This window comes from uncultured Victivallis sp. (assembly GCF_944391105.1).
Classification (GTDB): domain Bacteria; phylum Verrucomicrobiota; class Lentisphaeria; order Victivallales; family Victivallaceae; genus Victivallis.
The window spans coordinates 1-24,784 of record NZ_CALXSK010000054.1; the positions used below are offsets into that span (position 1 = coordinate 1).

A 24,784-nucleotide genomic window follows, 5' to 3' on the forward strand; every position below is an offset into this window, starting at 1 on the left:
CCTTCGGCCACGCCAAGGATTTCACGATACCCCTCGTCGTTCACGCCGACCGCAACCAGAACAGAAACATTCTGAACTTCTCCGCCCCAACTTCGCTTCAGATAGACTCCATCGACAAAAACATGCGGATGTTCGCCGGTAATCGGCTGTTTGCGCCACTCCTCAATTTTACCGTAAATCTTTTGATTTAATTCACTTACCGTACTGGAACTGACCTTTGCTCCCCATAAGGCTTCGGTGATATCCTCCACGCGGCGGACGGACACTCCCGCCAGATACATCTCGATCAGGGCTTCTTCGACGCTGCTTTGCTTCGTCTTATAACGCTCAATGATCTGCGTTTCAAATGGCAACGTTCTAAGACGGGGAACGTGAAGTTCTACTTCTCCCGCTTTGGTCAGGAGTTTGCGTTTATAGCTTCCGGCCCGTGTATCCTGTCGCTCCGGACTGCGCTGATACCTCGAAGCCTGGCAGATCGCGTCGGCTTCCGCATTCAGAAGCGCATTCAACGTATCCTCGACCGACTGCCGAACCAGTCCGTCGAGATGCGTCCGAATCTCTTTTTCATCAATTTTAATCGCTCCGGAGATTGCCTTTTCGTTTTCTTGCGCTACATTTTCCATGGCCTGTTTTCCTTTCTTTTGATTACGGTTTGGTCACTATAATCAATCAGAAAACAGGCCCTTTTTCAAGTGCCCTCTCTCAAAATGTGCGCAATTTTCCGGACGTTATCAATGAGAATAAGATAGCATGGGAAAATCTGATTGCAAATCGGAATTTCTGGAGCATAAATCAATTTGCCGGACACAGAAAGAAGCGGGGAAAGGGAGTCTATGTCGAATCAGGATCGTCACAGCCGGCTATGAGGCTGATCGGAGTCGGGAGCGGTTTGGAAAAGGAAAAGCGCTGGAAAAAACTTTCCCTCCTCGCATCCGGACCGACATACAAAAACATCCCGCGGCGCTGATGCACCGCGGGACGTTCCGTTTTGTCCGATGTTCCCGGAGCTTACTGCTCTTTGCCGCAGCACTTTTTGTATTTCTTGCCGCTGCCGCACGGGCAGAGATCATTCCGGCCGATCTTGGGGGTGGTGCGGTGAACCGGCATCTGCGTTACGCCGCGTTCCTCCTCCTCCGCCGCTTCCTGCGGCACCGCTTCGGGCGTCATTCCCGGCAGCGGCGGCGGGAGGGTGATCGTCCCCTGACCGAACTCCGGAGACGTGACCGTGATCGAACCACCGTCGAACTGGCCGAAGGTCTGATGAATCAGCTCCTGCGGCAGCGTCGCGAGAATCTCCTCAAGCGTCGCAAGGCGCGTGACCGTCACACGGAACAAATTGTTCGCCACATCGTGATAGATCTGATCCATCAGCGTCTTGAAGATCTTATACGCTTCCTGCTTGTACTCGACCAGCGGATCCTTCTGCGCATAGACGCGCAACGACATGCTCGAACGCAATCCGTCCATCGCATAAAGGTGCTCCTGCCAGAGCCGGTCAATCGCCTCCAGCACCGTGTGCCGTTCGAGGTATTTGACCTGCTCTTCCGGCAGATCGGCATTGCGCTCTTTGTACGCCGCCTCGATCCGGTCGACGATCTGAAGCGTCAGTTCGTCGGCGGAGTGAAGTCGCCCGTCCGCACCGATTCCCGCGGTCAACTCCTCCTCCTTGAACGAGAGCGGGAACGTCGTGTTCAGGTAGTTCACAAGCGCTTTTTTGTCGAACGCATTGCTCTTGTCCGAGGTCTCGGAAGCGGGTTTGGCCGCGATCATCTGAATCTCATTTTCAACAACCTGCTCAATGGTGCCGAACAGCACGTCATGCGGATCCTCCGAAAGCAACGCCTGCTTGCGCAAGCCGTAGATGATCTCACGCTGCTTGTTCATCACATCGTCGAAGTCGAGCGTCCGTTTGCGGATCGCAAAGTGCTGCTGTTCCACGCGGCGCTGGGCGGTCTCGATCGATTTCGTCAGCCACGGATGCTGCAATTCGTCCCCCTCTTCGAGCCCGAACCGCTCGAAAATCTTCACGATCCGGTCGGAGCCGAAAAGACGCATGAGGTTGTCCTCAAGCGAGACGTAGAACTTCGACGACCCCGGGTCTCCCTGGCGCGAGCAGCGCCCGCGCAGCTGACGGTCGATGCGCCGCGAGTCGTGCCGCGAACTGCCGATCACATGGAGTCCGCCGAGTTCCGCCACGCCGGGGCCCAGCTTGATGTCGGTGCCGCGTCCCGCCATGTTCGTTGCGACCGTCACCGCTCCGACCTGACCCGCGCGCGCCACGATTTCGGCTTCGCGCTGGTGATTCTTCGCGTTCAGGACGTTGTGCGGAATATTCCGCATTTTAAGCATGCGCGAGAGGATTTCGGAGTCCTCGACCGAAATCGTTCCGAGCAGCACCGGCTGCCCCTTTTCATGACGTGCGATCACATCTTTCAGAATCGCATTGTACTTCTCGCGTTTCGTCTTGAAGATCGAATCGTTCTCGTCCTTGCGGATGCAGGGGCGGTTGGTCGGAACCACGATCACATCGAGCTTGTAGATCTGGTGGAACTCATTCGCTTCGGTCTCCGCCGTGCCGGTCATGCCGGCGAGTTTCTCGTACATGCGGAAGTAGTTCTGGATCGTGATCGTCGCCATGGTCTGGGTTTCCTGCTCAATCGGAACCCGTTCCTTCGCCTCGAGCGCCTGGTGCAGACCGTCCGAGAAGCGGCGGCCCGGCATGATGCGCCCCGTGTGTTCGTCGACGATCAGAACCTTGTTGTCCTGAACGACGTAGTTTACGTCTTTCTCGAAGAGGCAGTAGGCCTTGAGCAGCTGCGAAAGGTCATGCAGCCGCTCACTCTTGGCGGCGAATTCGCTCTGGAACGCCTCGCGTTTCGCGCTCTTTTCCGCCTCAGTAAGAGTCTCATCCCGATCGATCGCGGCGAGTTCGCTCAACAGATCCGGCACGATGAAGGCATTCAGATCATTCGGAGAGATCGCCTTGCGACCCTTGTCGGTCAAATCGGCCTCGTGGGTCTTCTCGTCCATCGAGAAATAAAGATCGCCCTGAACCTCCTGCAGCAATCCGCGGTTCGAATCGCTGCGCACACGGGTTTCGAGTTTTTCGAGCTCTTTCAGAATCGCGCCGTCTTCAAGCACGTGCAGCAGCTGCTTGTGAGTCGGCATGCCGAATTTCACCTGAAGCAGCTTTATGAGCGCGTTTTCGCGCTCATCGCCGGAGAGATTCTCCTGGGAAAGCGCGGCACGCGCTTCGCGCACGAGCCGCGAACAGAGCATATTCTGCTTGTTGTAGAGATCCGAAACCAGCGGTTGCAATACATCGAACTGGTGGGTTGACATCGGTACCGGGCCGGAGATGATCAGCGGTGTGCGCGCTTCATCGATGAGGATGCTGTCGATCTCGTCGATGATCGCGTAGTAGTGGTCGCGCTGAACGAGTTGCGCGGCTTCGTTGGCCATGCCCATGTCGCGCAGGTAATCGAACCCGAATTCGCTGTTTGTTCCATAGGTGATGTCGCAGGCGTACTGCTCGCGGCGTACATGCGGCGGTTGCTGATTCTGAAGACAGCCGCAACTGATTCCGAGAAAGTTGTAGATGTTGCCCATCCAGCTTGAGTCGCGCAATGCAAGATAGTCGTTCACCGTGACGAGCTGGCAGTTTTTACCGGTGAGCGCGTTCAGGTAGAGCGGCATGGTCGCGACAAGGGTCTTGCCTTCGCCGGTGGCCATTTCCGCGATGTTGCCGCGGTGCAGCGCGATGCCGCCGAGAATCTGCACATCGAAGGGAACCATGTCCCAGACCATCTTCTGACCGCAGACTTCAATCTCCCTGCCGACCAGACGGCGGCAGGCGTTCTTGACGGCGGCGAACGCCTCGCACATGATGTCGTCGAGCGTCTCCCCGTTGGCCAGACGCGCCTTGAACTCATCGGTCTTGGCGCGGAGTTCCTCATCCGTGAGTTTCTGGTATTCGACTTCAATCGCGTTGATCTTGCGGACGAGCGGCGCCATCCGCTTGAGATCCCGTTTCGACTTGGTGCCGAAGACAGCTTTCAGAATTGCAGTCAGCATCTTATTTCGACCCCGGCCGATCGATCGGCATGTTGGTTTTGCAAAGCGGGCACTCGGCCGGATCGAAGGTCGGCAGCGAGAGTTTCAGAGCGCTTTTGAAAGGAACGTCGAATTTCGCATCGCCGCCCGAGCGGTCGACGATGACCGCAATCCCGACCACATCACCGCCGAGGCTGCGAACGAGGTCAACGGTCTGCTGAACGCGGCCGCCTTTCGTGACCACATCCTCCGCGACGAGCACCTTTTCGCCCGGCTTGATCGTGAATCCCCGTTTCAGCACGAGCTGTCCGTCCTCCTTGTCCGCGAAGATCGCGCGCACACCGAGCGCCCGGGCAATCTCCTGCCCGACGATGAGTCCGCCGACCGCGGGAGAGATGACCGTCTCGATTTTCTCGCCGCGGAACTGATCTGCAAGATAGCGGCAGACCGTTTCCGCCTTGTCCGGATACTGAAGAAGCAGCGCCGCCTGGAAGAAGCGGTTGCTGTGCAGTCCGCTGCGGAGCTGGAAGTGGCCGGAAAGCAGGGCGCCGGACTCTTCCAGAATCTTGATGATTTCCTGTTCTGTCATGTTGAAAGTTCCCTCTGTTATCTTGAAATATCGATCAATTTCACCATATTCAAAAGCCGCACGTTTTTCTGTGCGGCGTCTCTGCAAAAACAAACGCCGGTTCCAGTGCCGCCGGGATCGGAATCCCGTCCGGAACGGCCGGCGCCCGGCGGTGCAATCCGCCCGTCCTGTCCTTGAAAGCTCTTCTTCAGCGGAACGTATCCGGAGAAGCCGGTTCGACCCAGAGATGGAAGTCAACCTTCCGGTCGCCGACCTCAAGCGTAATCAAAGTGTTGAGACGCGTCAGCAGCAGCGCGTATGGTATTCTGACCTCGCCGCCGGCGACGTTGACCGACACATTGCTGTCACCGAGAATATCCTCCGCCTTGCGGATGGCGACCATGAGCTCAAGCATACGCTCAAGTTTGTCTTTCAGCCCGGCATCGAACGAGTAAGGATGATGGCATTTCGGGCAGACCGCCTGAAAGTCCCGGCTGACGATGTCCGCGAGATTGAATTTGACGACGCCGTCGCAATCCGGGGTGAAACAGTTGAAATCGATCTGCGCCTTGGCGCCGAGCTGGCTGGCCGGTTTGGTCATTTCTCGAAACTCCTCCCGAAATCGGATTTACTTCGCGTCATCGCGGTGAACGAGGTCGAGGATCTGCGCCGGATTCCCGGCCGCGTCGATCAGCTCCTGGATCAGCGAGGTATTGCGCAGCTTCCGGGAGATGCTTCCGAGCAGCTGCAGATACGCCTCCTGATTCTCGTCCGGCGCGACCGTGAACACCACCACGCGAACCGGCTGATCATCCTGGCTCTGGTAATCTTCGATCGGGTTCTCGCAGACGCCGACGATCACATACGGGTGGTTGATGTCATTGACCCGGATGTGCGGCAGCGCGAGCATGCCGCCGACGCCCGTGGTCATCATCTGCTCCCGTTTCCAGGTCAGCCGGAAGATCACGTCCCGGTTCAGTTTGGTCAGGTCCGCGGCGCGGGTAATCAGCTGGTCCATCACCTCGAGCTTGTTGCGGCCGTCGAGGGACATCACTGAATCCTTGGTCACGTACTGGGTGAAATCATACTTCATTTTTTATCTCCGTATACACACTTGCGGCCGGTTCTGTCCCGGCTCCGGGACAAGGCTTCCGTTTTGCGCGGCCGACATTCCTTCCCCGATTCAAACGTCAATTTTTCCTTTAAGATATCCCCCTGTTTTCGATTTTGCAACAGAATTTTGAATTTTTTCTTCTAATATACGCTATTTTTTATGAAACCTCTGCACTGCGTGGTGCCGAAACCGCCTTCGCCGCGTTGAATTGCAGGATCAGCAGTGTGATGTCGTCGGTCTGTTCCGCTCCGCCGGAGAACTGATCGACCGCCTGCAGAATTCCTTCTCCGAGTTTCGCCGGAGAAGCCGCGGAGCGGGTGGCCAGCAGCCGCAGCAGTGTGTCGGCTCCGAAAAGCTCGTCCGTCGGAGATGCCGCCTCTGTGACGCCGTCCGTGTACAGAACGATGCTGTCCCCCGGATTGAGCTGGACGCCGGCTGAACCGTACCGCGCTTCCGGAACGACGCCGAGTGCGGGCCCGTGCCGCTCGTTCAAAAATTCCGCCTTCCCCGTACTGTGACGCAGGCACGGCGGATTGTGCCCCGCATTCGTGTACCGGAACTCTCCCGAACGGAGGTCGAGAATCCCGAGAAAATAGGTCACGAACATCATTGTTTCGTTGTTGCGGCTGAGAAGTTCGTTGATCCGGGTGACGAGTTTTCCGGGATCGTGAAGTTTTTCAGCCTCGCCCCGCTGCAGTGTCTGAATCACCGCCATGAAAAGCGCTGCCGGAACTCCCTTGCCGGAAACGTCGCCGACGATGAAGCAGTAGTGGGACTCTCCGAGCGGGAAGAAATCGTAGAGATCTCCTCCCACCTGCCGCGCCGGACGCAACGCCGCGAAGAGCGAGAACTCCTTCGCATCCGGCAGCGGCGGGAGCATCTTCGGCAGAATTCCAAGCTGGATCTGACGGGCAACCTCAAGTTCGCTCTCGATGCGCAGCCTGGCTTCCGTCGTGTGTTTCAGTTCTTCGATGTAGGCTTTGAGCGCATCCTGCATCGACCGGAATGCGCGCGCAAGCCGCCCTACCTGATCAAGTCCCTTCGGCGCAGGCAGCGGCGTGTCGAAGTTGCCCTCTCCGATCGACTGTGCCGCATCGGTGAGCTCTTCGAGCGGACGCGAGATACGGCGCACGAGCATGCCGACTGAAAACAGGCAGAGCAGCACTCCCGCGATCGCGAACGGAATGACCCGGCGGGTCAATTCGTGAAGGGGCGCGAGGAGCTTCGCCTCCGGATAGGCGACCCCGAGACTCCAGCCCGGCGCTTCGATCGGCGCATAGAAGATCCGCTCCATCCCCTCCTGCCGGTTGAACACTCTTCCCCGGGTCGACCCGGTTTTGCCGGCGAGCATGGCGTGACCGATCGCGCGGAGTTTCCCGGAAGCGTCCGCCGGATTGAAGAGCTTCCGCTGGAGAAGATCTGCGTAGCTGAAGATCGTCGAGTCGATGATGAGCGGTGCCTCCCTGCGGAGTTCTTCCGTCTCGAACGGATGGTTTTTGTCTTCCGGGAACGCGACGAACCGGCCGAAGCGCGAGAGCAGAAACTCCTGGCCGTATCCGTAGGCGTCCGCCTCCGCCGCGAGGTTTCCGAGTCCCTCGAGCGAGAGGTCGAATCCCGCGATCCCGATAAATTTCCCTTCGGCGTTCCGGATCGGTTGAGCACGCGTGCTCATTTCAACGCCGGAGAAAGAGTCGAGATACGGTTCCGTCCAGACCGCGCGGTCGAGAAGCTGTGGAATCGTGAACCAGTCGAATTTGAAATAACGGTATTCCCCGCTGCCGATCTGTTCGGCTTTGATCTCCCCGCTTTCATCCGCATAGGCGTAAAGGAGGAAATACTGCCGGGCGGGGTCGAAGCTGTATGGCGCGTAGGCGATGCTGATTCCGCACAGCGACGGCACGGATTTGCGCAGCTGCGCGAGCGTTTTTCGGATCATCTGTTTCTGCGCCTCTTCCCCGGGACGGTTGATTTCGATTGCGAGCGCCAGCTCCTCTGCGGCGGCTTCGATCGGTGGAAACGCACTGTTGATCCGCTCCGCCGTGAGATTGACCGCCGCCGTGGCGGTCAGCCCGACCTCCTTGTTCAGAATCGCATAAGTTCTCAGATAGACGAAGCCGCCGATGCCGCCGCCCGCCGCCAGCAGAAACAGCAGCAGAATCACGTTGATGCGGGTTGAGAAGTTCCAGTCGCGGAAGGGTTTCACTTTTTTTCTCCTTCCTTTTTCTCTACCGGACAGAAGCGGGCGTAGTCTATGGCGGAGCCGATGAGTTTGTGTTTCCGGAAGAGCCCGACCGCGAAATCGTAGTCCCCGGGGGACAGTCTCCCCGCCTGCTCTCCTTCGAGTGCGAGCGATTTGCCGTACATGCTGAGCATCCAGCGCTGATGGGCGGGGTCGAAACGGCTGTTGTCCCGGTCGCAGTATTTCCGGACGCAGGAAAGCGCCTGTTCCGGATTGCGGAGCGCCTCCCGCCACCCTTCGAGAATCGCTTCGCGCACGGCCGCACAAACTTCCGGTTTCGCCTGCACCGTCGATTCGAGGGTGTACACTCCGTCCTCCGGAATGTTCATGCGGTTGTCCCGCAGACGGAAGCAGACGAGATCCTCCGGTTCATATCCGGCCGCGAGGAGCTGATAATATTCATTGTATTCCAGCGCGCAGATCACGTCGGTCGCCCCCCACAAAAAGAGCGCGATTCCGGTGTTCATCGGGACGATCCTGCCGTCGATTCTGCGTTCGCGCAGAAATGCGAGCGGCACGGCGCCGAAGTCAACCTCCCAGACGGCGAAACGGCGCGGCTGACCGGACGGTGTCGGCTTGTTCAGATCCGAAACTCTTTCGATGCCCTTTCCGGCTGCGGCGATGAGCATGACCGTCGACTCTTTCCCCAGCTGGCAGACGTTCACGAGCGGAATTCCCTTTGAGCGTTCGACGAGCGCAGTGCCGAGTGAGGCGACGATGAAATCCGAGTGTTTTTCGGTGAGATAGTCGACGATCGAGAGCTCGACGGTCTTGTGACGGATCTCCACGTCGAGACCGTATTTCGCGAAAATCCCCGCCTCTTTCGCATAGTAGATCCCGGCGAACTGCGCCTGAGGCTGCCAGGTCATTGTGATGCTCACAGTGCGGTTTTCGGCAGCGGCTCCCGCCGCCGCAAGAAGCAGCGCAAGAACCGCCGGAAAAACACGTATGCCGCAGAATAATTTCATCGAATCTCCCTGAATAAAACTGCTATTGAATCAATACCCGCCGGAATTCATACGTCGCCGCCGGGAGGTCCGGGAAAATCTGCGGGGACATGGTTTTCAGCGTCTCCTCCCACACGGATCCCGGAGCGGTGAACACCCAGACCGCCGCAGCTTTCCCGGGGTCTGTCTCCTTTTGGACCCAGGTCAGCTCGGGCGGCAGCTTCCCTTCCTCCGCGAGTTTGGGGAGAAGAGCGGGATAAACGGCGCGGAGCGTTTCTCCGGAAAGGGAGAGCTTTACAAGCAGATGGCCCGGAACCACGGTCAGGGCCTCTGCCGCGGACAACGAACCCTCGCGTAAGCTGCTGAGCAGACAATCCGCGTAAAGCTCGCCGTTAATCCGGAAAAACTGCGTCCTGAATGTGGACAGGAGAGTCGCTCCCTGTTCTCCTCCTTCCGCCGGGAACTGGGAGACCCGCGTGGTTCCGTCCTTTGCGATCTGAATCTGAACGGCTTTGATGTTCGCAATTTTCTTTTCCTGAAACTGATCGAATCGCCACAGGCCGACCAGCTCATCCGGGACGGGGATCTGATTTTCCGGCGTATAATATGGTTTCAGCGAGACGGATATACATCCAGAACAGCACAGAACCAGAAACAGCAGCGGCAAGCTCCGAAGAAATCTCATACTCACGCCTCCAGTCTTATCATCCTCATCTATATTATATCACGCGCGCCGGATTCCTGCAAGTCCCCGCCCGGGAAAATGCGGAAACCTCCCGAAAATATCTTGACAAACCGGCCGGAAGGGTCTACATTAAAACACTGTTGTGTTTTCTCGAAAATGCACATAGGAAAGGGAAGGCAAAAAGGGAATGAAGTATCTGGAACTAACCATCGGCGCGATTTTGGTCTACAATTTCGTGCTCTCGCGGTTCCTCGGGATCTGCCCGTTTCTCGGGGTATCCAAGCGGCTGGGAACCGCGCTCGGGATGTCCGGCGCGGTCATCTTCGTGATGACGATTGCGTCGTTCATCACATCACTGGTCTACCGGCATCTGCTGCATTTCACCATCAACGGGAAGGAGTATGACCTCTCGTTTCTGCAGGTGCTGCTGTTCATTCTGATTATTGCAGGCCTTGTGCAGCTTATTGAAATCATGCTTCAGAAGCTCAGCCCGAAACTCTATCAGGCGCTCGGCATCTATCTGCCGCTCATCACGACGAACTGTGCGGTGCTCGGCGCTGCGACGATCAATGCCGACAGCAATTTCACGGTGCTTGAGGCGACGGTTTTCGGCCTCTGCTCGGGGGTCGGTTTCGCGCTGGCGCTGGTGCTCTTCTCGAGTCTGCGTGAGCGGCTCGATCTGGCCGAGGTTCCGAAACCGTTCCAGGGAACTCCGATCGCGCTCATTACCGCCGGAATCCTGGCGATGGCGTTCGTCGGTTTCTCGGGACTCTGCTGATACGGGGGGATGGATACGATGAGTACGATCACTCTGGCAATCATTCTGATGGCGGGAACGGGCCTTGTGCTCGGCATCGTCATCGGCATTTTCGCAAAACTTTTCCGGGTGGAGAGCGATCCGCGGGTCGATCTTGTGACCGAGCTGCTGCCCGGCGCAAACTGCGGCGGCTGCGGAATGGCGGGCTGCTCGGACTTCGCGAAGGCGGTGGTCGCCGGCCAGGTGCCGCCGTCGAAGTGCCCGGTCTCTTCGAGCGAACAGGTCAGCGCGATTGCGCGGGCGCTCGGAATCGAGGCGGGCGAATCGTTCAAGCAGAAGGCTGTGGTGCTCTGCGGTGGCGACCGGGAGCAGACCATGCGGCTTGCCAGTTACAACGGCGTGGCCGACTGCGTGTCGGCTTCGCTCGTGGCGGGCGGTCCGAAAGGCTGTACCTACGGCTGTCTCGGTATGGGATCCTGCGCCCGGAAGTGTCCGTTCGGCGCGATTGAAATGATCAACGGGCTCGCGGTGATCCACAAGGAGCTCTGCGTCGGCTGCGGAACCTGCGTGGCGGTCTGCCCGCGCAACGTGATTAAACTTGTTCCTGCCGATGCCGATGTGCATGTCTACTGCAATTCTCCATTGAAGGCTCCGGCCAAGCGGCAGGTCTGCAAGGTCGCCTGCATCGGCTGCCGCAAGTGCCAGAAGGCCGCTCCCGAAAAGTTTGTGATCGAAGGCTTCAAGGCGACGGTCAACTACGCAAATTCCCCGCTGCCGACCCAGGAGGATGTGCAGGCCGCGGGTTGTCCGACCGGAGCGCTGCTCTCGGCAGAAGAGCATCTCCGTATTGAAAAGCACGATCCGGAATGGAGCGCCGAGAAATGAGCAAGAGTTCCCGCAATGTCATGAGCTTCGGCGGGGGGATTCACCCCTCCGTCGACGGCAAGAGCCTGAGTTCGGGCAGCGCGGTGCGCAAGGCGCCGCTGCTCGACCGTTATACCGTAGTCATCTCCGAGAGCGTCGGCAAGCCGCCGAAGCCGGTTGTGAAAGCAGGGGATGAGGTCAAGAAGTATCAACTGATCGCCGCGGCGGACGGATTCGTCTCCGCGAATCTCCACGCTCCCACAAGCGGCAGGGTCGTGGGCATCGTCGACGTGCCCGGCGCGATGGGTACGTCGGTGCCTGCGATCCAGATCGAGTCGGACGGGAAAGACGAGCCGTGCGAGCCGATGCCCGCGCTCGAATGGCGCTCCGCGCCGGTCGCGGATCTGCTTAAACGGATTACCGACGGCGGGATTGTCGGTATGGGCGGTGCGGCGTTCCCGACCCACGTAAAACTTTCTCCTCCGCCGGAGAAGGAGGTTGACACGCTGATCCTGAACGGCGCGGAGTGCGAACCGTATCTGACCGCCGATCACCGGCTTATGCTCGAACAGCCCGAAGCGGTGCTTGAGGGTGCGGCGATTTCGGCGCGTATTCTCGGCGTGAAGAATATTTTTCTCGGGGTTGAGGTCAACAAACTTGATGCGATCGAGGCGTTGAACAAGCGGGCCGGCGATTTCGGCGTCACCGTGGTGGGGCTGAAGGTGCAGTACCCGCAGGGATCCGAGAAGCAGCTGATCAAGGCGATTACCGGGCGCGAAGTTCCGACCGGCGGGCTGCCGATGGATGCGCACTGCGTGGTGCAGAACGTCGGGACGGCCGCGGCGATTGCCGATGCGGTGTTGCGCGGCATTCCGCTGGTGGAGCGCATCACGACCATCACCGGCGAAGTCGTGAAGAATCCCGGCAACTGGCTGCTGAAGCTGGGCACTCCGGTCATCAAGGCGATCGAATTCGCGGGTGGCGTGACGGAGGAGCCGGGCAAGCTCATCATGGGCGGACCGATGATGGGGTTCGCGCAGAGGAGCTTCGACGTGACGATCTGCAAGAACAGTTCCGGGGTGCTGCTGCTGCCGGTTTCCAGGAGCATTGCCTACGATTCGACGGGCTGCATCCGCTGCGGACGTTGCGTGCAGGTCTGCCCGATGAATCTGCTGCCGTGTCTGCTCGGGAACGTGATCGAATCGGAACGGTTCGATCTCGCGGCGCAGAACCATGTCATGGATTGCATTGAGTGTGGTTCCTGCGCGTATGTCTGTCCGGCCCACCGGCCGCTTGTGCAGCACATGCGCCGTGCGAAAGCTGAAATCCGCAAACGTAAAAAATAACACTTTCGGGATCGAATCGTAATCATGTCTGAAGAAATCAAAAACGAAATCAAACTCCCGACCGGCAGTCAGCTGGTTCTGAGTTCTTCGCCCCACATCAAGGATTCCGACAGTGTGCGGCGGATCATGTATAAAGTTCTGCTTGCGCTGCTGCCGGCATGTGCGGCGGGCATCTACTTTTTCGGCTGGCGCGCGGCGCTGGTGATGGTGCTTACGATGGTGTTCTGCGTTGGAGTGGAAGCGCTCTGGTGCTGGCTTGCGAAGAAGCCGGTGTGCGGGACGATCTCCGACGGCAGCGCCGCGGTGACGGGGTTGCTTCTCGCGTTGAATCTGCCGCCGAACATTCCGATCTGGGTGTGCCTGATCGGTGCATTTCTCGCGATCTGGCTCGGGAAACAGGTGTTCGGTGGAATCGGCAACAATCCGTTCAATCCGGCGCTGGTGGCGCGAGTCGGGCTGTTGATTGCCCTGCCGGCGCTCATGACCTGGTGGAGTCCGGCCCGCGGCATGAGTCCGACGTCTGAAGATGCGGAACTCTGGTACTCTCCTTCCACCATCCGGGCGGCAAAGTCGGTTGACACGGTCACCCACGCCACTCCGCTGGATGCGGTCAGCTGTGCGACGCCGCTCGGCGTGGTCAGCACCACGAAGAAGATCATGGGCAAATCGATTGAGGCGCAGGAGAATTTCGCCGCAGTCGCGAGCAACGAGCAGATGGTTCGTTACTTCCTCGGCTGCAAGGCGGGTTGCATCGGTGAGACGAGTGTGCTGGCACTGCTGATCGGTGGGGTCATCCTTGTGTTGTGCAAGCTCATCAACTGGCGGGTTCCCGTGGTTTTTGTCGGGACGGTCGCGGTGTTCACCGGGATTGTCAACTACTTCTGTCCGGGTGTGACGCCGCCGCCGCTCTTCCACATTCTGACGGGTGGACTCATGCTCGGAGCGATCTTCATGGCGACGGACATGGTGACCAGTCCGATCACGTCGACGGGGTGCATCGTCTTTGCGTTCGGTTGCGGCATCATCACTTCGGTGATCCGTATCTGGGGAAACTATCCGGAAGGGGTCAGTTTCTCGATTCTGTTCATGAATGCGCTTGTGCCGCTCATCGACCGCTTCTGTACGGTGCGGCCGTTCGGATATGTGGCGAAACGGGGGTAAGCGGAAATGAGTCTCAAGAATACGGAAAACTTTTTCGTTCTCGGTCTTTTTCTTGCGGTGCTCGGGTTGATCTCGGCGGTGCTGCTCGCGGTCTTCTCGGATATGGTGAGCGAGCCGATTGCGGCTGCGGAGCTGCGCACTACGAATGAAGCGCTCAAACAGATTCTTCCGGCGTTCGACAATCAGCCGTCGGAAGATAAGATCGTGCTCAAACAGGATGATATGGAGATCACCTTCATGGGGGCGGCGAAGGATGGTAAACTCGTCGCCGTCGCCGCGAGTGGTGAACGCAAAGGATACGCAGCTCCGATCCAGGCGTTGATCGGATTCGATCTTGACGGCAAAATTCGGGCGGTGCTGATCACGAAGCAGAACGAGACGCCGGGACTCGGTGCAAATGTCTGTCACCGGCAGTTCAAAAAGACGATCTTCAACCTGTTCGAAAAGCGGCCCGAGGGGCTCGCTCCGAACTCGTTCCTCGATCAGTTCAACGGCAAGAGCGCCGTGAAGGGGAAAAACTGGAAGGTCCGGAAGGATGGCGGACGCATCGATTACGTTTCCGGCGCGACGATTACGAGCCGGACGATCACGGAACTGGCCGATGCGGTTGCGCAGTGCTTTCTTGCGAACCGGGCGGAAATCATCGCAAAACTTTCTCCGGCGGGAGGGAATGAAAAATGAGTATGCTGTCTGATTTCACGAAGGGAATCTGGAAGGAGAATCCGGTTCTCGTGCTTCTGCTCGGAACCTGTCCGACGCTGGCGGTCACGAGCAGTGCGACGAACGGTCTCGGCATGGGGCTGGCGACGACGGGTGTGCTGTTCGGCAGCAACCTTGTGATCTCGCTGATCGCGGGAATCGTGCCGAAGAAGGTGCGCATCCCGGTTTACATCGTGGTCATCGCGACGTTTGTGACGATCGTCGATCTGCTGATGAAGGCGTATGCGCCCCCGGCGCTCTACGCTGCGCTCGGTATTTTCATTCCGCTCATCGTCGTGAACTGCATTGTGCTCGGTCGCGCGGAGGCGTTCGCCTCGAAGAACGGTCCGGTCCGCTCGATGCTCGACGGTGTCGGCATGGGTCTCGGCTTCACGCTGACGCTGACGATGCTCGGCGCGCTGCGTGAGTTTCTGAGCACCGGGGCGGTGTTTGAGACGAAGATCATCACGGCGTGGACGACCGACTTCCTGCTGCCGTCGGCGGCGCCGGGTGCGTTCATTCTGGTGGGTACGATTCTGGCGATCAAGAATTACTCGAACTACCGGAAAGCGGTGAAGGCCGGGAAACTCTACGTGCCGCCGAAGGGACTCGACTGCCGTCACTGCAATATCTGCTCCGCTCATTTGGAAGAGGATGAAAAGTAAGCTCGGATGAAAACGCTGCGAACCGGGGAGAGGAATCTCCGCGGTTCGCTTTTTTTGCAGGATCGGGAGGTTCGGAATGAAGATTGTTGCCGATGACAGAATTCCGTTTCTGAAAGGGGTGTTTGAACCGTATGCCAGGGTGGTTTACCTGCCTGGCGGTGCGATTGCGCCCGGAGATCTGCGCGATGCGGATGCGCTCATCACCCGCACTCGAACGCGCTGCAATGAGGCGCTGCTCGCGGGGTCGGGTGTTCGGTTCATTGCGACTGCGACGATCGGTTTCGATCACATTGATGCGGCTTATCTCGAACAAGCCGGCATTCCCTGGACGAGCGCGCCGGGTTGCAATGCCGCGAGCGTGGCGCAGTACATCGGCAGTGCTCTGGTCTCTTCGGGCGAAGATCTGCGGGGCAGGGTCCTCGGCGTGATCGGCGTCGGCAACGTCGGATCAAAGGTTGCCGCGCTCGGGGAAGCGCTCGGGATGCGTGTGCTGCGGAACGATCCGCCGCGTGCGGAGCGGGAGGGAGCGGATGGATTTACGGAACTTCCCGAGCTGCTGTCCGAAGCGGATTTCGTCACACTCCACACGCCGTTGACCAGGGATGGAGCGCATCCGACGTTTCACCTCTGCGACGCGGCTTTTCTCAACGGAATGAAACGCGATGCACAGCTTTTCAACAGCGGACGCGGCGAAGTCGTCGATTCCGCCGCGCTGAAAACGGCGCTGAAGACGGGACGCATTGCGGGCGCGGTGCTTGATGTCTGGGAAAACGAACCGGGCATCGATCGCGAACTGCTGAACCGGGTGCGGCTCGGCACGCCGCATATCGCCGGATATTCGACCGACGGCAAAGCGAACGGCACGATGATGTCGGTGCGGGCCGTTGCGAATTTCTTCGGAATCGGGGAACTCCGTGACTGGCGCCCTGCGCGTTTGCCGGAGCCGGAACAGCCGTCGATAGTGCTTGAACCGGGAGATTCCGCCGTGCGGCAGATCGCCCGGGCGTTGCTGCACACCTATGAGATCGGGTTCGACGACCGCAATCTGCGGAATGATCCCGCCGGATTCGAGACACAGCGCGGTCGCTATCGGGTGCGCCGGGAGTATCCCGCATTCACGGTACGCAATGCCGTTCCGGAAGCGCGGATGGTGCTTGAAAAACTCGGCTTCCGCTTCTGATCGAATTACCGGACCAGCTCTGCGGCGCGGGCCGCGAGCTCCGGCAGGTCGTCCGCGATCAGGCCGGGACCGGCGATTTCGCCGGCAGCTCCGTGCAGGAACACTCCGAGCTGCGCCATTTCGAACGGCCGCCCGGGATTGCCCGCGAGCAGTGCGCCGATGATGCCGCCGAGCACGTCGCCCGATCCCGCCGTCGCGAGCGCCGGACAACCGGAGGAGTTCAAGCTGTACCGTCCGTCCGGGGCGGCAACCACTGTGTGCGGCCCCTTGAGAACGGTGATGCAGCCGAGGCCGGAGGCCAGCGCGAGCGCGAACTGCGTCCGCTCCTCGAAGTATGGAATGCCGAAGGCGTCAGCCAGCCGTTTCGCTTCGCCAGGATGCGGTGTGATGACGAGTTTTTCCCGCCTGATCCACCGTTCCGGTTCCCGCGCGGCCGTATTCAACGCATCGGCGTCGAGCAGCAGCGGCCCTGGAAACTGGAGGAGTTTCGAGAGCACTTCGCCGCTCTCATTTCCCCGGCCCCAGCCGGATCCTGCGGCTACGGCGTCGGATTGCGCCATCATCATTTCGAGTTCCGGAAGGGATTTCCGATCGAAACACCCTTCCCCGTTCCGGACGATGCGCACGATGAGCGCCCCCGGCAATGCCGCGAACGGGCGGATCGGCACAGCTAGCCGGACGATCCCGGCTCCGGCCCGCAGTGCCGCGCAGGCCGAAAGGGCCGCCGCTCCGCTGTAGTCGGCGGATCCTGCCGCGATCAGCAGCCGGCCGCGGCGGTTTTTATAGGAGTCGAATGCGAGCGGTTCGAGCAGTTCTGCCGCGTCGCAGGCGAAGAATGCCTCCTCCGTTTCGCCGCATTGCGGGTCCGGTTCCGTGAGACCGATGTCGACGAGCCGCACTCTTCCCGATGCGGCGGGACCGTCTCCATGAAAATGACCGCGCTTCGGGAAGCCGAAGGTGATGGTCAGTTCCGCTTTGATTGCCAGTCCTGAATCGGCCGCCCCTGTGTCGCCGTTGATTCCGGATGGGAGGTCGATCGCCACGATCGGGCAACCTGAGCTGTTTGCCGCCGCGATCCAGTTACGGAACTGCGGTCGCAGTTCTCCCGCGAATCCGGTGCCGAGCAGCCCGTCCACAATCAGGTCGCCGTGCCGGAAGTCTGCGGTGGAAAGCGTGTCGCGCTGTTCCACCGGAATCGTCGCGGGCAGGTCGCGCGCCGCTTCGGCCGCCTCGCCGTGCAGCGCCTCAAGCGGTCCGGTCGCGTAAACGACGGCGGGGAGTCCCAGCAGCGGAGCGGCCACCAGAGCGTCTCCTCCGTTGTTGCCGCGTCCCGCAAGGATGACCGCCCGACGGAACGTCTTCCCCTGCATGAAGCGGCGGATCTCCTCTGCCGCTCCTTCCCCGGCGCGCCGCATGAGTTCATAGCCCGAGACGCCGGAATCCATGGCGCGGCGTTCCAGTTTCCGCATGGTCTCGATTCGAATAATCTTCATAAAAAAACTCCCGTTCGGATTGAAACGGGAGTTACAGTATCATTGCCGGGGAAGAAATTCAAGTTTCCTGCGGTGAATCTTTTTCAGACGTCTTCTTCGAAGGACGCAGGATCGTCGACAGGATGAAGAGGCCGACCCCGACGCAGATGGCGATGTCCGCAACATTGAACACCGGCCAGCGGAAACGGTCATACCAGTGAAAGTCGAAGAAATCCACTACCGCACCGTGCCACAGCCGATCGATGGAGTTGCCGACCACCCCGCCAAGAATGAGCAGCAGCGCGAAATAACGCTCCGGATACCCCTCGGTGAGACGACGGAAAAAGAACGCCACTCCCGCCACCACCACCAGCGCCACCAGAAGCAGAAACCAGCCGTGGCCGGAGAGAATGCTCCAGGCCGCACCTTCGTTTCGAACGTAGGTGAGAGCGAAAAACGGTTCGCCGACGGGAAGGCTCTCCCCGAGTGTGAACCTGCGCATGACGATGATTTTGGTGAGCTGATCAAGCGCCAGTGCAAGGATTCCGAGTCCGGCGGCCCAGCCGAATATCCGGTACTCCCGCCGGGTTTTCGGCTCAAGCACTTCCGGTTTCCAGAGGGACACGAAATTACCTCATCTGCTCGTGTTTCGACTTGCACTTCACGCAGTAGACCGCATAAGGACGAATTTTGAGACGCCCTTCGGAGATCATCTCTCCGCATTCCTGGCAACGGCCGTACTCGCCGTCCGCGAGCCGCTGGAGCGCATCTTCGATGAGCTGCAGAACGTTGCTCTCTTCGGTCAGCATCCGGAGTTCCATCTCGTGGCGGGAGTTGTCGCTGGAGACGTCCGCCATATGGGTGGTCACGCCGCGTTTGTCGGCATTGCTGCAATCGAGCGCGTCCTCGGCGTGGTACTGCATCTGGTTGGTCACGATGTCCCGGGCATGCATCAGGGCATCGTAATATTCTTTTTCCTTGCCCTCGAAGACAAGATTGGTTTTCTTTTTCGCCATAGTTGAACCTCTATCTTCAATGGTTATTCTTGTCGTTGACCCAGTGCCCGCCGTTTTGTCTTCCGGCGTGGATTAATAATATATATTGTTCCGGCTCTTTTTTCAATGCCGGAAGAGGGCAAATTCGTTCCCGTGGAACAATTTTCAACAAAAAAATCTAGACCGAGAAACGGACGTGGATCACATCCCCGTCCTGAATCAGGTACTCTTTTCCTTCGATGCGCAGTTTTCCCGCGGCCTGCGCCTTGGCCCAGCCGCCCGCGGCGACGAGATCCTCGTAGGAGACGGTCTCCATGCGGATGAATCCGCGGCAGAGGTCGGTGTGGATCTTGCCGGCCGCCTGCGGCGCAGGAGTCCCGCGCGTGACGGTCCAGGCGCGGGACTCCATCGGGCCGGCCGTAAAGAAGGTGATGTAGTCGAGCAGCCGGTATCCGGTGCGGATGACGCGGGCAAGGCCGGTCTCCCGGATGCCGAGCTCCTCCATGAACATCGCGGCCTCCTCTTCTTCGAGCTGGCCGAGTTCCTCTTCGAGTTTGGCGCAGACCGGCACGACTTCCATGCCGTGCCTGGCGGCGAATTCCACGAGCGCCTTCGCTTTGTCGGAGTTTTCGAAGTTGCGGAAATTCTCCTCATCCGTGTTCGCGCAGACGAAGGCGGGCATCATCGAGAGAAGCCCGTAACCCTTCACCCAGTCGACAAGTTTCGGGTTGCTCTTGTCATATTCGGGGATTCGCCCTTCGGCGAGCTGATCCGCGAGGGATTTGATGAGTTCATATTCGAGTTTCGCATCGGGGTCGTTGGCGCGTGCGAGCTTGTGTGCCTTGTCGCGCCGTTTTTCGAGCGATTCAAGATCTGCGAGCATGAGTTCGGTCAGGATCACGTCGAGGTCGTTCACGGGATCGACCTTCCCGTCGACGTGGACAACGTCCCCGTCCTCGAAGAGCCGCACCACGTGCGCGATCGCGTCGACGTTGCGGATGTGCCCGAGAAACTGGTTGCCGAGTCCCTGTCCCTGACTCGCACCCTTGACGAGTCCGGCGATGTCGATGAACTTCAGCGTGGAAGGCACGATTCTGCCGGACTTCTCCAGCCTGGCAAGCACCTCAAGCCGCTCGTCCGGAACCGGTACAATTCCGGTGTTCGGTTCGATCGTGCAGAACGGGAAGTTGGCCGCTTCGGCACCTCCCTTGCACAGCGCATTGAACAAAGTGGATTTGCCGACATTCGGCAATCCGACGAATCCACAGGAAAAACTCATGATCCGCAGTCCCGGTTGATGAGGGAAACCCTCGTTTCTGATTCATTTCAAAGTTGTTAATATATCACGGTAACGCATTTCTTTCAAGCGTCTTCACCGTGCGGAAGGCAAAAAAAATCTCCGGAACCGTTGGGATTCCGGAGATGGATTTGCGTATGAATCGATCAGTAGTCGGAGGAGACGATCATGTCCGTATCGTAGACGAAGTCGCCCCAGTTGTGCTCGATGTCGACGACCCAGGCCGGCCGCATGATCGGACCGTAACCCCAGCCGGCATCGTTCGGATCGTTCGGGCAGCCCGGCAGCGGGAACGGGAAGGTTACGATGTCGACCACACCGACCACCTCGCGGGCGATCGTGAAGCAGACGCCCTTGAGCGGACCGTAGGTCAAACCGGCGATGCCGCCCTGTTCCTGCGTGACGTCGTATCCCTTCATCAGGATCTCCAGCGGACCGAATGCGACGTTGGCGATGCCGCGGCCGAGTTTCTCCACCGGCCTCATCACCCAGCAATCTTCTGCAGCCTGTGTGGAAACGGCTCCGACCATCATCACCGCCAGAATTGCCGACGCCAGAACTGTCTTACGGAATTTCATTTGGTTCATCCCTCACAATTTAATTTACGCACAGAATCGCCCTTCAAACGAATCTCGTTTTTCCTATTCCTTCAGCAATATACAGACTGATTTGGTAAAATTCAAGAAAAAAATCCTCATTTTTTCGCTTTAATATCGAAAATCTGTGGAAAAGATGCTATTTTAAAGAGAAATATCTCGAATCAGCGAACTTAATGACAGGACAGAATCAATATGAATCCCGAAAAAAGCCGGGAGCGGTTTCGCAACCTTACGCTGCTCTCCGCATCGGAGCGCAACTATCCAGCCTCCCCCGCGGAGGCGCATCTGGAGGCGTTCGACAACGTCTACGCCGACCGGGACTACGTCATCGAGTTCGACTGTCCGGAGTACACCTCGCTCTGCCCGGTGACCGGCCAGCCGGATTTCGGCCACATCATTGTGCGTTACGTCCCCGACAAAAAGTGCATCGAGAGCAAATCGCTCAAGTTGTATCTCTATTCGTTCCGCAACACGAACACGTTTCACGAGGAGTCGGTGAACACCATCCTCGACGCCGTGGTGAACGCCTGTTCGCCGCGCCGCGCCGAGGTCATCGGCCGGTTTCGGCCGCGCGGCGGAATCGCGATCAATGTGAAAGCCACTTACGGGGAGAAGGTCGATGAGTAATTTCAAACGGATCCCGAATGGATCGGTCACCACGCCGCGCGGATTCCGGGCAGCCGGAGTCACCGCCGGATTCAAACGCAGCGGCGCGCCCGACTTTGCGATGCTGGTCAGCGACGAACCCGCGAACTTCGCCGGAGCGTTCACCAGCTGCACCTTTGCTGCCGCACCGGTTCAGGTCTGCCGCAAGCGGGTGCTCACGACCGACACGATCCGGGCGGCGGTCATCAACTCCGGCAACGCGAACGCCTGCACCGGCGAGACCGGGCTGGCGAACGCAGAGGCGACCTGTGTGCTGGCGGCGAACAAACTCGGGATCAATCCGTCCGATGTGGTGGTTTCCTCGACCGGCCGGATCGGCACCCAGTTGCCGATGGATACGATCAAAAAGGGGATCGAACTCGCGGTCGCCGCTCTCTCCGACGATGGGGGGCGGCGCGCCGCCGAGGCGATCATGACCACGGATACCGTTCCGAAGTCCGCCGCCGTCGAGCTTGAACTTGATGGCGTCGTCTGCAGCATCGGTGCGATGACCAAGGGCGCGGGCATGATCGATCCGTCGCTCAAGGTTCCGCATGCGACGATGCTCTGCTACATCACGACCGACGTGAAGATTTCCAATTTGCTGCTTGCGGAGATGCTCTCCGGCAACGTCGCGGACTCGTTCAACCGGATCACGGTCGACGGCGACATGAGCACGAACGACACGGTCATTGTGATGGCGAACGGGCTCTCCGGAGCGGAGGTCCGTCCCGGAACGGCGAACGCCGAACTCTTTCGTGCCGCGCTTCTCCAGATCATGCAGCAGCTTGCCCGCGAGATGGTCATGGACGGCGAAGGGGTGACGAAGTTCGTGAACGTTGAAATTTTTCACGCCCGCACGAGGGAGGATGCAAAGCTGTGCGCCGAAGCGGTTGCAAATTCGCTGCTCTGCAAAACCGCCTGGTTCGGCGGCGATCCGAACTGGGGGCGCGTGGTTGCCGCACTCGGGTATTCCGGTGCGCAGTTCCGCCCGGAGAATGTCGACATTTTCTATGACGGCGTTCCGGTCGTGAAGGCGGGAGGCGATGCGGGAACCCCGGAGGAGGATCTGGTCGACATCGTCCGCAAACGCGAATTTTCCGTCACGGTCGACCTTCACGACGGCGATGAGAGCTACTGGGTCTGGACGAACGACATCTCGTATGAGTATGTCAAAATCAACGCGGATTACCACACCTAAAACTTGCAGGATGCACATATATGAAAAGATCTGACGTTAAAGTTCTGGTCATCACCGGCTTCGGGCTCAACTGCGAGCGCGAGACCGCGGCGGCGTGCCGGCTGGTCGGCGCTGCGCCGGAGCTGGTTCACCTGAACGACCTGATCGCGGGGAAGCATACGCTCGACGAGTATGAGTTTCTGATTTTCATCGGCGGATTTTCGTTCGGCGATCATCTCGGTTCCGGGACGGTTTTCGCGAACCGGGTCAAGTTCCGGCTGCGGGAGCAGCTGGAAAAATTCATTGCCGACGGCAAGCTGGTCATGGGAGTCTGCAACGGCTTCCAGACGCTGACGCGCCTCGGCATGGTTCCGGCGCTCAACGGCGACTATTTCTCGCAGACGGTTGCGCTGGCGCACAATGATTCGGGCGTGTTTCGCGACGACTGGTGCGTGCTGAAGGCTGATCCGGCCTCGCCCTGTGTTTTTACGAAGAGAATTGATACGATCCGGCTGCCGCTGCGTCACGGCGAAGGCAAGTTCGTTGCGGACGAGGCCGTTCTGAACGAGATCGAGGCGCGTCATCTCGCGGCGGTGAAGTATGTCGATGCCGACGGGAATCCGGCGACGGAATTCCCCGCGAATCCGAACGGCTCGTTGCGTTCGATCGCCGGAATCTGCGACCCGACCGGGCGGATTTTCGGCCTGATGCCGCATCCGGAGGCGTTCCTTTCGCCCTACAACTCTCCGAGCTGGACGGAGGACAAATCCGCCGGAAAACTTGCGGCGGAGGGGGAAGGCGTGGTGTTCTTCCGCAATGCGGTAGATTATATTGCCGATCACTTCTGAGCGGTTTCCGCCAGATGGGCCGGAGGATTTGGGAATCCTCCGGCTCTTTCGTTTTTCCATTGAAAAAAACGGAAAATCGTGCTATATTGTAAGGAGTTTTGAATAAAATCCGGAAAGGGGCGCGGGACGGGATGAAAATCACTTTCAACGGTACGCCGCAGGAGGTCGCCGACGGGACGGCGGTTGCGGAGTTCCTGGCTGGACGGGGGTTCAAACCCGCCGAAGTCGTCGCCGAGATAAATGGCGAAATCCTGAATGCCGAGGAGCTCGGACGGGTTCTGGGCGAAGGGGATGCGCTCAATGCGTTCCGGGTTGTCGCCGGAGGCTGATCCGGGGGAAGGCGCGGCGGAGATGGAGATCAATCCATATCTTTCCAGGGAGCAGCGCGCGATTCTCGCAAATGCGCGGATCGGCATCGCCGGTGCGGGCGGGCTCGGCTCGAATTGCGCGATGCATCTCGTGCGTTCCGGAATTCGTCATCTGGTCATCGCCGATTTCGACCGGGTTTCGGAGAGCAATCTGAACCGGCAGTTCTTTTTTGCGGATCAGATCGGCCGCAAGAAGGTCGAGGCGCTCGGCGTAAATCTGCTGCGCATTGTGCCGGAACTCGACCTTGAACTGCTTGCCGAGGAGGTGACCGGCGGAAACGCTGTGACACTGTTCGGCGCGTGCGACATCGTGATAGAGGCTTTTGACTCAGCTGCCGCGAAACAGATGCTGATCCGGACGATGACGGCGGCGGGAAAAACGGTCGTCGCCGCGAGCGGAATCGGCGGTCTCGGGCGGAGCAATGCGTTGAGACTGCACCGGATGGCGGGGGGGAAACTTTACGTCGCCGGTGATTTGGAAAGTGATGTCGCCGGCGGATTCGATCCGTTTTCGCCGCGCGTCGGCATCGTCGCGGCGATGCAGGCTAATACGGTAATTGCGCTCCTGCTCGGAGAGGAACCGTAAGGAAGCGCTTAACACAGGGAAGAGTAGAAATCATGAAAGAACTTATCATCGCCGGAAAGAAGTTTCACAGCCGCTTTTTTCTCGGTACCGGCAAATTCGCATCGAAACAGCAGCTTGCGGCTGCGCTCGAGGCTTCCGGAACGGAGCTGGTGACGACCGCGCTGACCCGCGTCGATCTGGCCGCTCCCGGCACGGACGACATTTTGAGCGCGATCGACCGTTCGAAAGTCGAGATCATGCTGAACACCTCCGGCGCACGCAACGCCGAAGAGGCGGTCCGCATTGCGAAACTCGGCAAGGCGGCCGGTTACAACTGGATCAAACTCGAAGTTCATCCCGATGCGCACTATCTGCTGCCCGATCCGGTCGAGACGCTGAAGGCGGCCGAGCAGATCGTCGGCATGGGACTCGTGGTGCTGCCCTACATCAACGCCGATCCGGTGCTTGCGCGGCGGCTCGAGGAGTGCGGTACGGCGGCGGTGATGCCGCTCGGTGCGCCGATCGGTTCGAACCAGG

Annotated in this window: 25 protein-coding genes and 1 pseudogene; 13 read left to right on the forward strand and 13 right to left on the reverse strand. The window is 59.2% G+C overall.

What is annotated here, in order from left to right:
* The 8 genes from Q0K10_RS13710 to Q0K10_RS13745 form a co-directional block, all read right to left on the reverse strand.
* The coding region (locus Q0K10_RS13710) for a transposase (RefSeq protein ID WP_294508058.1) at positions 1 to 623 on the reverse strand (623 nt) is incomplete at its 3' end.
* 385 nt (positions 624 to 1,008) lie between these two features.
* A complete protein-coding gene (gene secA, locus Q0K10_RS13715) occupies positions 1,009 to 4,074 on the reverse strand; it encodes a preprotein translocase subunit SecA (protein WP_294508060.1) in 3,066 nt (1,021 codons plus the stop codon).
* Between the two features lies 1 nt (position 4,075).
* On the reverse strand, positions 4,076 to 4,642 hold the full coding sequence (pyrE, locus tag Q0K10_RS13720; RefSeq protein ID WP_294508062.1) for an orotate phosphoribosyltransferase: 567 nt from the start codon (positions 4,640 to 4,642) through the stop codon (positions 4,076 to 4,078).
* Between the two features lie 187 nt (positions 4,643 to 4,829).
* Positions 4,830 to 5,222 (reverse strand): IBR domain-containing protein, encoded by a 393-nt coding sequence (locus tag Q0K10_RS13725; RefSeq protein ID WP_294508064.1) that lies wholly within the window; start codon positions 5,220 to 5,222, stop codon positions 4,830 to 4,832.
* Between the two features lie 27 nt (positions 5,223 to 5,249).
* The gene (locus Q0K10_RS13730; RefSeq protein ID WP_294508066.1) at positions 5,250 to 5,714 is read right to left on the reverse strand and encodes a PTS sugar transporter subunit IIA; all 465 of its coding nucleotides are present in this window, start codon (positions 5,712 to 5,714) and stop codon (positions 5,250 to 5,252) included.
* 178 nt (positions 5,715 to 5,892) lie between these two features.
* Positions 5,893 to 7,938 (reverse strand): SpoIIE family protein phosphatase, encoded by a 2,046-nt coding sequence (locus Q0K10_RS13735; RefSeq protein WP_294508068.1) that lies wholly within the window; start codon positions 7,936 to 7,938, stop codon positions 5,893 to 5,895.
* Positions 7,935 to 8,942 carry an ABC transporter substrate-binding protein gene (locus tag Q0K10_RS13740; protein ID WP_294508071.1) on the reverse strand — a complete coding sequence of 336 codons (1,008 nt, stop codon included), beginning with the start codon at positions 8,940 to 8,942 and terminating at the stop codon, positions 7,935 to 7,937. The genes Q0K10_RS13735 and Q0K10_RS13740 overlap by 4 nt, the downstream gene beginning before the upstream one ends.
* A 22-nt stretch (positions 8,943 to 8,964) precedes the next feature.
* Entirely contained in the window at positions 8,965 to 9,606 is a 642-nt protein-coding gene (locus Q0K10_RS13745) for a hypothetical protein (RefSeq protein ID WP_294508073.1), read from the reverse strand.
* A gap of 187 nt (positions 9,607 to 9,793) precedes the next feature.
* Between Q0K10_RS13745 and Q0K10_RS13750 the strand changes: the two genes are divergently transcribed.
* The 7 genes from Q0K10_RS13750 to Q0K10_RS13780 all read left to right on the forward strand — a co-directional run bounded on the left by Q0K10_RS13750 (position 9,794) and on the right by Q0K10_RS13780 (position 16,278).
* On the forward strand, positions 9,794 to 10,384 hold the full coding sequence (locus tag Q0K10_RS13750) for an RnfABCDGE type electron transport complex subunit A (protein WP_294508075.1): 591 nt from the start codon (positions 9,794 to 9,796) through the stop codon (positions 10,382 to 10,384).
* Positions 10,385 to 10,402: 18 nt separating this feature from the next.
* Positions 10,403 to 11,248: an RnfABCDGE type electron transport complex subunit B gene (locus tag Q0K10_RS13755; protein WP_294508077.1), complete on the forward strand. Its 846-nt coding sequence runs from the start codon at positions 10,403 to 10,405 to the stop codon at positions 11,246 to 11,248.
* A complete protein-coding gene (gene rsxC / locus Q0K10_RS13760) occupies positions 11,245 to 12,573 on the forward strand; it encodes an electron transport complex subunit RsxC (protein ID WP_294508079.1) in 1,329 nt (442 codons plus the stop codon). Before Q0K10_RS13755 ends, rsxC begins: the two co-directional genes overlap by 4 nt.
* Positions 12,574 to 12,597: 24 nt before the next feature.
* A complete protein-coding gene (locus Q0K10_RS13765; protein WP_294508082.1) occupies positions 12,598 to 13,734 on the forward strand; it encodes an RnfABCDGE type electron transport complex subunit D in 1,137 nt (378 codons plus the stop codon).
* 6 nt (positions 13,735 to 13,740) lie between these two features.
* Complete coding sequence (locus Q0K10_RS13770; RefSeq protein ID WP_294508084.1) at positions 13,741 to 14,415, forward strand: RnfABCDGE type electron transport complex subunit G; 675 nt, start codon at positions 13,741 to 13,743, stop codon at positions 14,413 to 14,415.
* Positions 14,412 to 15,098: an electron transport complex subunit RsxE gene (locus Q0K10_RS13775; RefSeq protein ID WP_294508085.1), complete on the forward strand. Its 687-nt coding sequence runs from the start codon at positions 14,412 to 14,414 to the stop codon at positions 15,096 to 15,098. Before Q0K10_RS13770 ends, Q0K10_RS13775 begins: the two co-directional genes overlap by 4 nt.
* 76 nt (positions 15,099 to 15,174) lie before the next feature.
* On the forward strand, positions 15,175 to 16,278 hold the full coding sequence (locus tag Q0K10_RS13780; protein ID WP_294508087.1) for a 4-phosphoerythronate dehydrogenase: 1,104 nt from the start codon (positions 15,175 to 15,177) through the stop codon (positions 16,276 to 16,278).
* 5 nt (positions 16,279 to 16,283) lie between these two features.
* Here Q0K10_RS13780 and Q0K10_RS13785 read toward each other — a convergent pair whose 3' ends face one another.
* From Q0K10_RS13785 to Q0K10_RS13805, 5 genes are all read right to left on the reverse strand, one after another.
* Entirely contained in the window at positions 16,284 to 17,771 is a 1,488-nt protein-coding gene (locus tag Q0K10_RS13785) for an NAD(P)H-hydrate dehydratase (RefSeq protein ID WP_294508089.1), read from the reverse strand.
* A 58-nt stretch (positions 17,772 to 17,829) separates the two neighbouring features.
* Positions 17,830 to 18,375 carry a signal peptidase II gene (lspA, locus tag Q0K10_RS13790; RefSeq protein ID WP_294508091.1) on the reverse strand — a complete coding sequence of 182 codons (546 nt, stop codon included), beginning with the start codon at positions 18,373 to 18,375 and terminating at the stop codon, positions 17,830 to 17,832.
* 4 nt (positions 18,376 to 18,379) lie between these two features.
* Positions 18,380 to 18,766 carry a TraR/DksA family transcriptional regulator gene (locus tag Q0K10_RS13795; RefSeq protein ID WP_294508093.1) on the reverse strand — a complete coding sequence of 129 codons (387 nt, stop codon included), beginning with the start codon at positions 18,764 to 18,766 and terminating at the stop codon, positions 18,380 to 18,382.
* A gap of 157 nt (positions 18,767 to 18,923) precedes the next feature.
* Positions 18,924 to 20,024, reverse strand: coding sequence for a redox-regulated ATPase YchF (ychF, locus tag Q0K10_RS13800; protein WP_294508095.1), 1,101 nt, complete (start codon positions 20,022 to 20,024; stop codon positions 18,924 to 18,926).
* A gap of 164 nt (positions 20,025 to 20,188) precedes the next feature.
* A complete protein-coding gene (locus Q0K10_RS13805) occupies positions 20,189 to 20,620 on the reverse strand; it encodes an exosortase system-associated protein, TIGR04073 family (RefSeq protein WP_294508098.1) in 432 nt (143 codons plus the stop codon).
* A 213-nt stretch (positions 20,621 to 20,833) separates the two neighbouring features.
* Here Q0K10_RS13805 and queF point away from each other — a divergent pair, with 213 nt between their 5' ends.
* The 6 genes and pseudogenes from queF to Q0K10_RS13835 all read left to right on the forward strand — a co-directional run.
* Positions 20,834 to 21,268: a preQ(1) synthase gene (gene queF / locus Q0K10_RS13810; protein ID WP_294508100.1), complete on the forward strand. Its 435-nt coding sequence runs from the start codon at positions 20,834 to 20,836 to the stop codon at positions 21,266 to 21,268.
* Positions 21,261 to 22,487 (forward strand): bifunctional glutamate N-acetyltransferase/amino-acid acetyltransferase ArgJ, encoded by a 1,227-nt coding sequence (gene argJ / locus Q0K10_RS13815; protein ID WP_294508102.1) that lies wholly within the window; start codon positions 21,261 to 21,263, stop codon positions 22,485 to 22,487. The genes queF and argJ overlap by 8 nt, the downstream gene beginning before the upstream one ends.
* Before the next feature lie 20 nt (positions 22,488 to 22,507).
* The gene (locus Q0K10_RS13820; protein ID WP_294508104.1) at positions 22,508 to 23,314 is read left to right on the forward strand and encodes a phosphoribosylformylglycinamidine synthase subunit PurQ; all 807 of its coding nucleotides are present in this window, start codon (positions 22,508 to 22,510) and stop codon (positions 23,312 to 23,314) included.
* Positions 23,315 to 23,445: 131 nt separating this feature from the next.
* On the forward strand, positions 23,446 to 23,643 hold the full coding sequence (gene thiS / locus Q0K10_RS13825; protein ID WP_294508106.1) for a sulfur carrier protein ThiS: 198 nt from the start codon (positions 23,446 to 23,448) through the stop codon (positions 23,641 to 23,643).
* Positions 23,615 to 24,268 carry a sulfur carrier protein ThiS adenylyltransferase ThiF gene (thiF, locus tag Q0K10_RS13830; RefSeq protein WP_294508108.1) on the forward strand — a complete coding sequence of 218 codons (654 nt, stop codon included), beginning with the start codon at positions 23,615 to 23,617 and terminating at the stop codon, positions 24,266 to 24,268. Before thiS ends, thiF begins: the two co-directional genes overlap by 29 nt.
* Before the next feature lie 32 nt (positions 24,269 to 24,300).
* A pseudogene (locus Q0K10_RS13835) lies at positions 24,301 to 24,784 on the forward strand (thiazole synthase); the annotation flags it as partial.

Excerpts from the sequence above, each read along its gene's own strand:
- secA (WP_294508060.1), bottom strand. The coding sequence starts at position 4,074 with ATGCTGACTGCAATTCTGAAAGCTGTCTTCGGCACCAAGTCGAAACGG.
- pyrE (WP_294508062.1), bottom strand. The coding sequence starts at position 4,642 with ATGACAGAACAGGAAATCATCAAGATTCTGGAAGAGTCCGGCGCCCTG.
- Q0K10_RS13725 (WP_294508064.1), bottom strand. The coding sequence starts at position 5,222 with ATGACCAAACCGGCCAGCCAGCTCGGCGCCAAGGCGCAGATCGATTTC.
- Q0K10_RS13730 (WP_294508066.1), bottom strand. The coding sequence starts at position 5,714 with ATGAAGTATGATTTCACCCAGTACGTGACCAAGGATTCAGTGATGTCC.
- Q0K10_RS13740 (WP_294508071.1), bottom strand. The coding sequence starts at position 8,942 with ATGAAATTATTCTGCGGCATACGTGTTTTTCCGGCGGTTCTTGCGCTG.
- Q0K10_RS13745 (WP_294508073.1), bottom strand. The coding sequence starts at position 9,606 with ATGAGATTTCTTCGGAGCTTGCCGCTGCTGTTTCTGGTTCTGTGCTGT.
- Q0K10_RS13750 (WP_294508075.1), top strand. The coding sequence starts at position 9,794 with ATGAAGTATCTGGAACTAACCATCGGCGCGATTTTGGTCTACAATTTC.
- Q0K10_RS13755 (WP_294508077.1), top strand. The coding sequence starts at position 10,403 with ATGAGTACGATCACTCTGGCAATCATTCTGATGGCGGGAACGGGCCTT.
- rsxC (WP_294508079.1), top strand. The coding sequence starts at position 11,245 with ATGAGCAAGAGTTCCCGCAATGTCATGAGCTTCGGCGGGGGGATTCAC.
- Q0K10_RS13765 (WP_294508082.1), top strand. The coding sequence starts at position 12,598 with ATGTCTGAAGAAATCAAAAACGAAATCAAACTCCCGACCGGCAGTCAG.
- Q0K10_RS13770 (WP_294508084.1), top strand. The coding sequence starts at position 13,741 with ATGAGTCTCAAGAATACGGAAAACTTTTTCGTTCTCGGTCTTTTTCTT.
- Q0K10_RS13775 (WP_294508085.1), top strand. The coding sequence starts at position 14,412 with ATGAGTATGCTGTCTGATTTCACGAAGGGAATCTGGAAGGAGAATCCG.
- Q0K10_RS13780 (WP_294508087.1), top strand. The coding sequence starts at position 15,175 with ATGAAGATTGTTGCCGATGACAGAATTCCGTTTCTGAAAGGGGTGTTT.
- Q0K10_RS13785 (WP_294508089.1), bottom strand. The coding sequence starts at position 17,771 with ATGAAGATTATTCGAATCGAGACCATGCGGAAACTGGAACGCCGCGCC.
- Q0K10_RS13795 (WP_294508093.1), bottom strand. The coding sequence starts at position 18,766 with ATGGCGAAAAAGAAAACCAATCTTGTCTTCGAGGGCAAGGAAAAAGAA.
- ychF (WP_294508095.1), bottom strand. The coding sequence starts at position 20,024 with ATGAGTTTTTCCTGTGGATTCGTCGGATTGCCGAATGTCGGCAAATCC.
- Q0K10_RS13805 (WP_294508098.1), bottom strand. The coding sequence starts at position 20,620 with ATGAAATTCCGTAAGACAGTTCTGGCGTCGGCAATTCTGGCGGTGATG.
- queF (WP_294508100.1), top strand. The coding sequence starts at position 20,834 with ATGAATCCCGAAAAAAGCCGGGAGCGGTTTCGCAACCTTACGCTGCTC.
- argJ (WP_294508102.1), top strand. The coding sequence starts at position 21,261 with ATGAGTAATTTCAAACGGATCCCGAATGGATCGGTCACCACGCCGCGC.
- Q0K10_RS13820 (WP_294508104.1), top strand. The coding sequence starts at position 22,508 with ATGAAAAGATCTGACGTTAAAGTTCTGGTCATCACCGGCTTCGGGCTC.
- thiS (WP_294508106.1), top strand. The coding sequence starts at position 23,446 with ATGAAAATCACTTTCAACGGTACGCCGCAGGAGGTCGCCGACGGGACG.
- thiF (WP_294508108.1), top strand. The coding sequence starts at position 23,615 with ATGCGTTCCGGGTTGTCGCCGGAGGCTGATCCGGGGGAAGGCGCGGCG.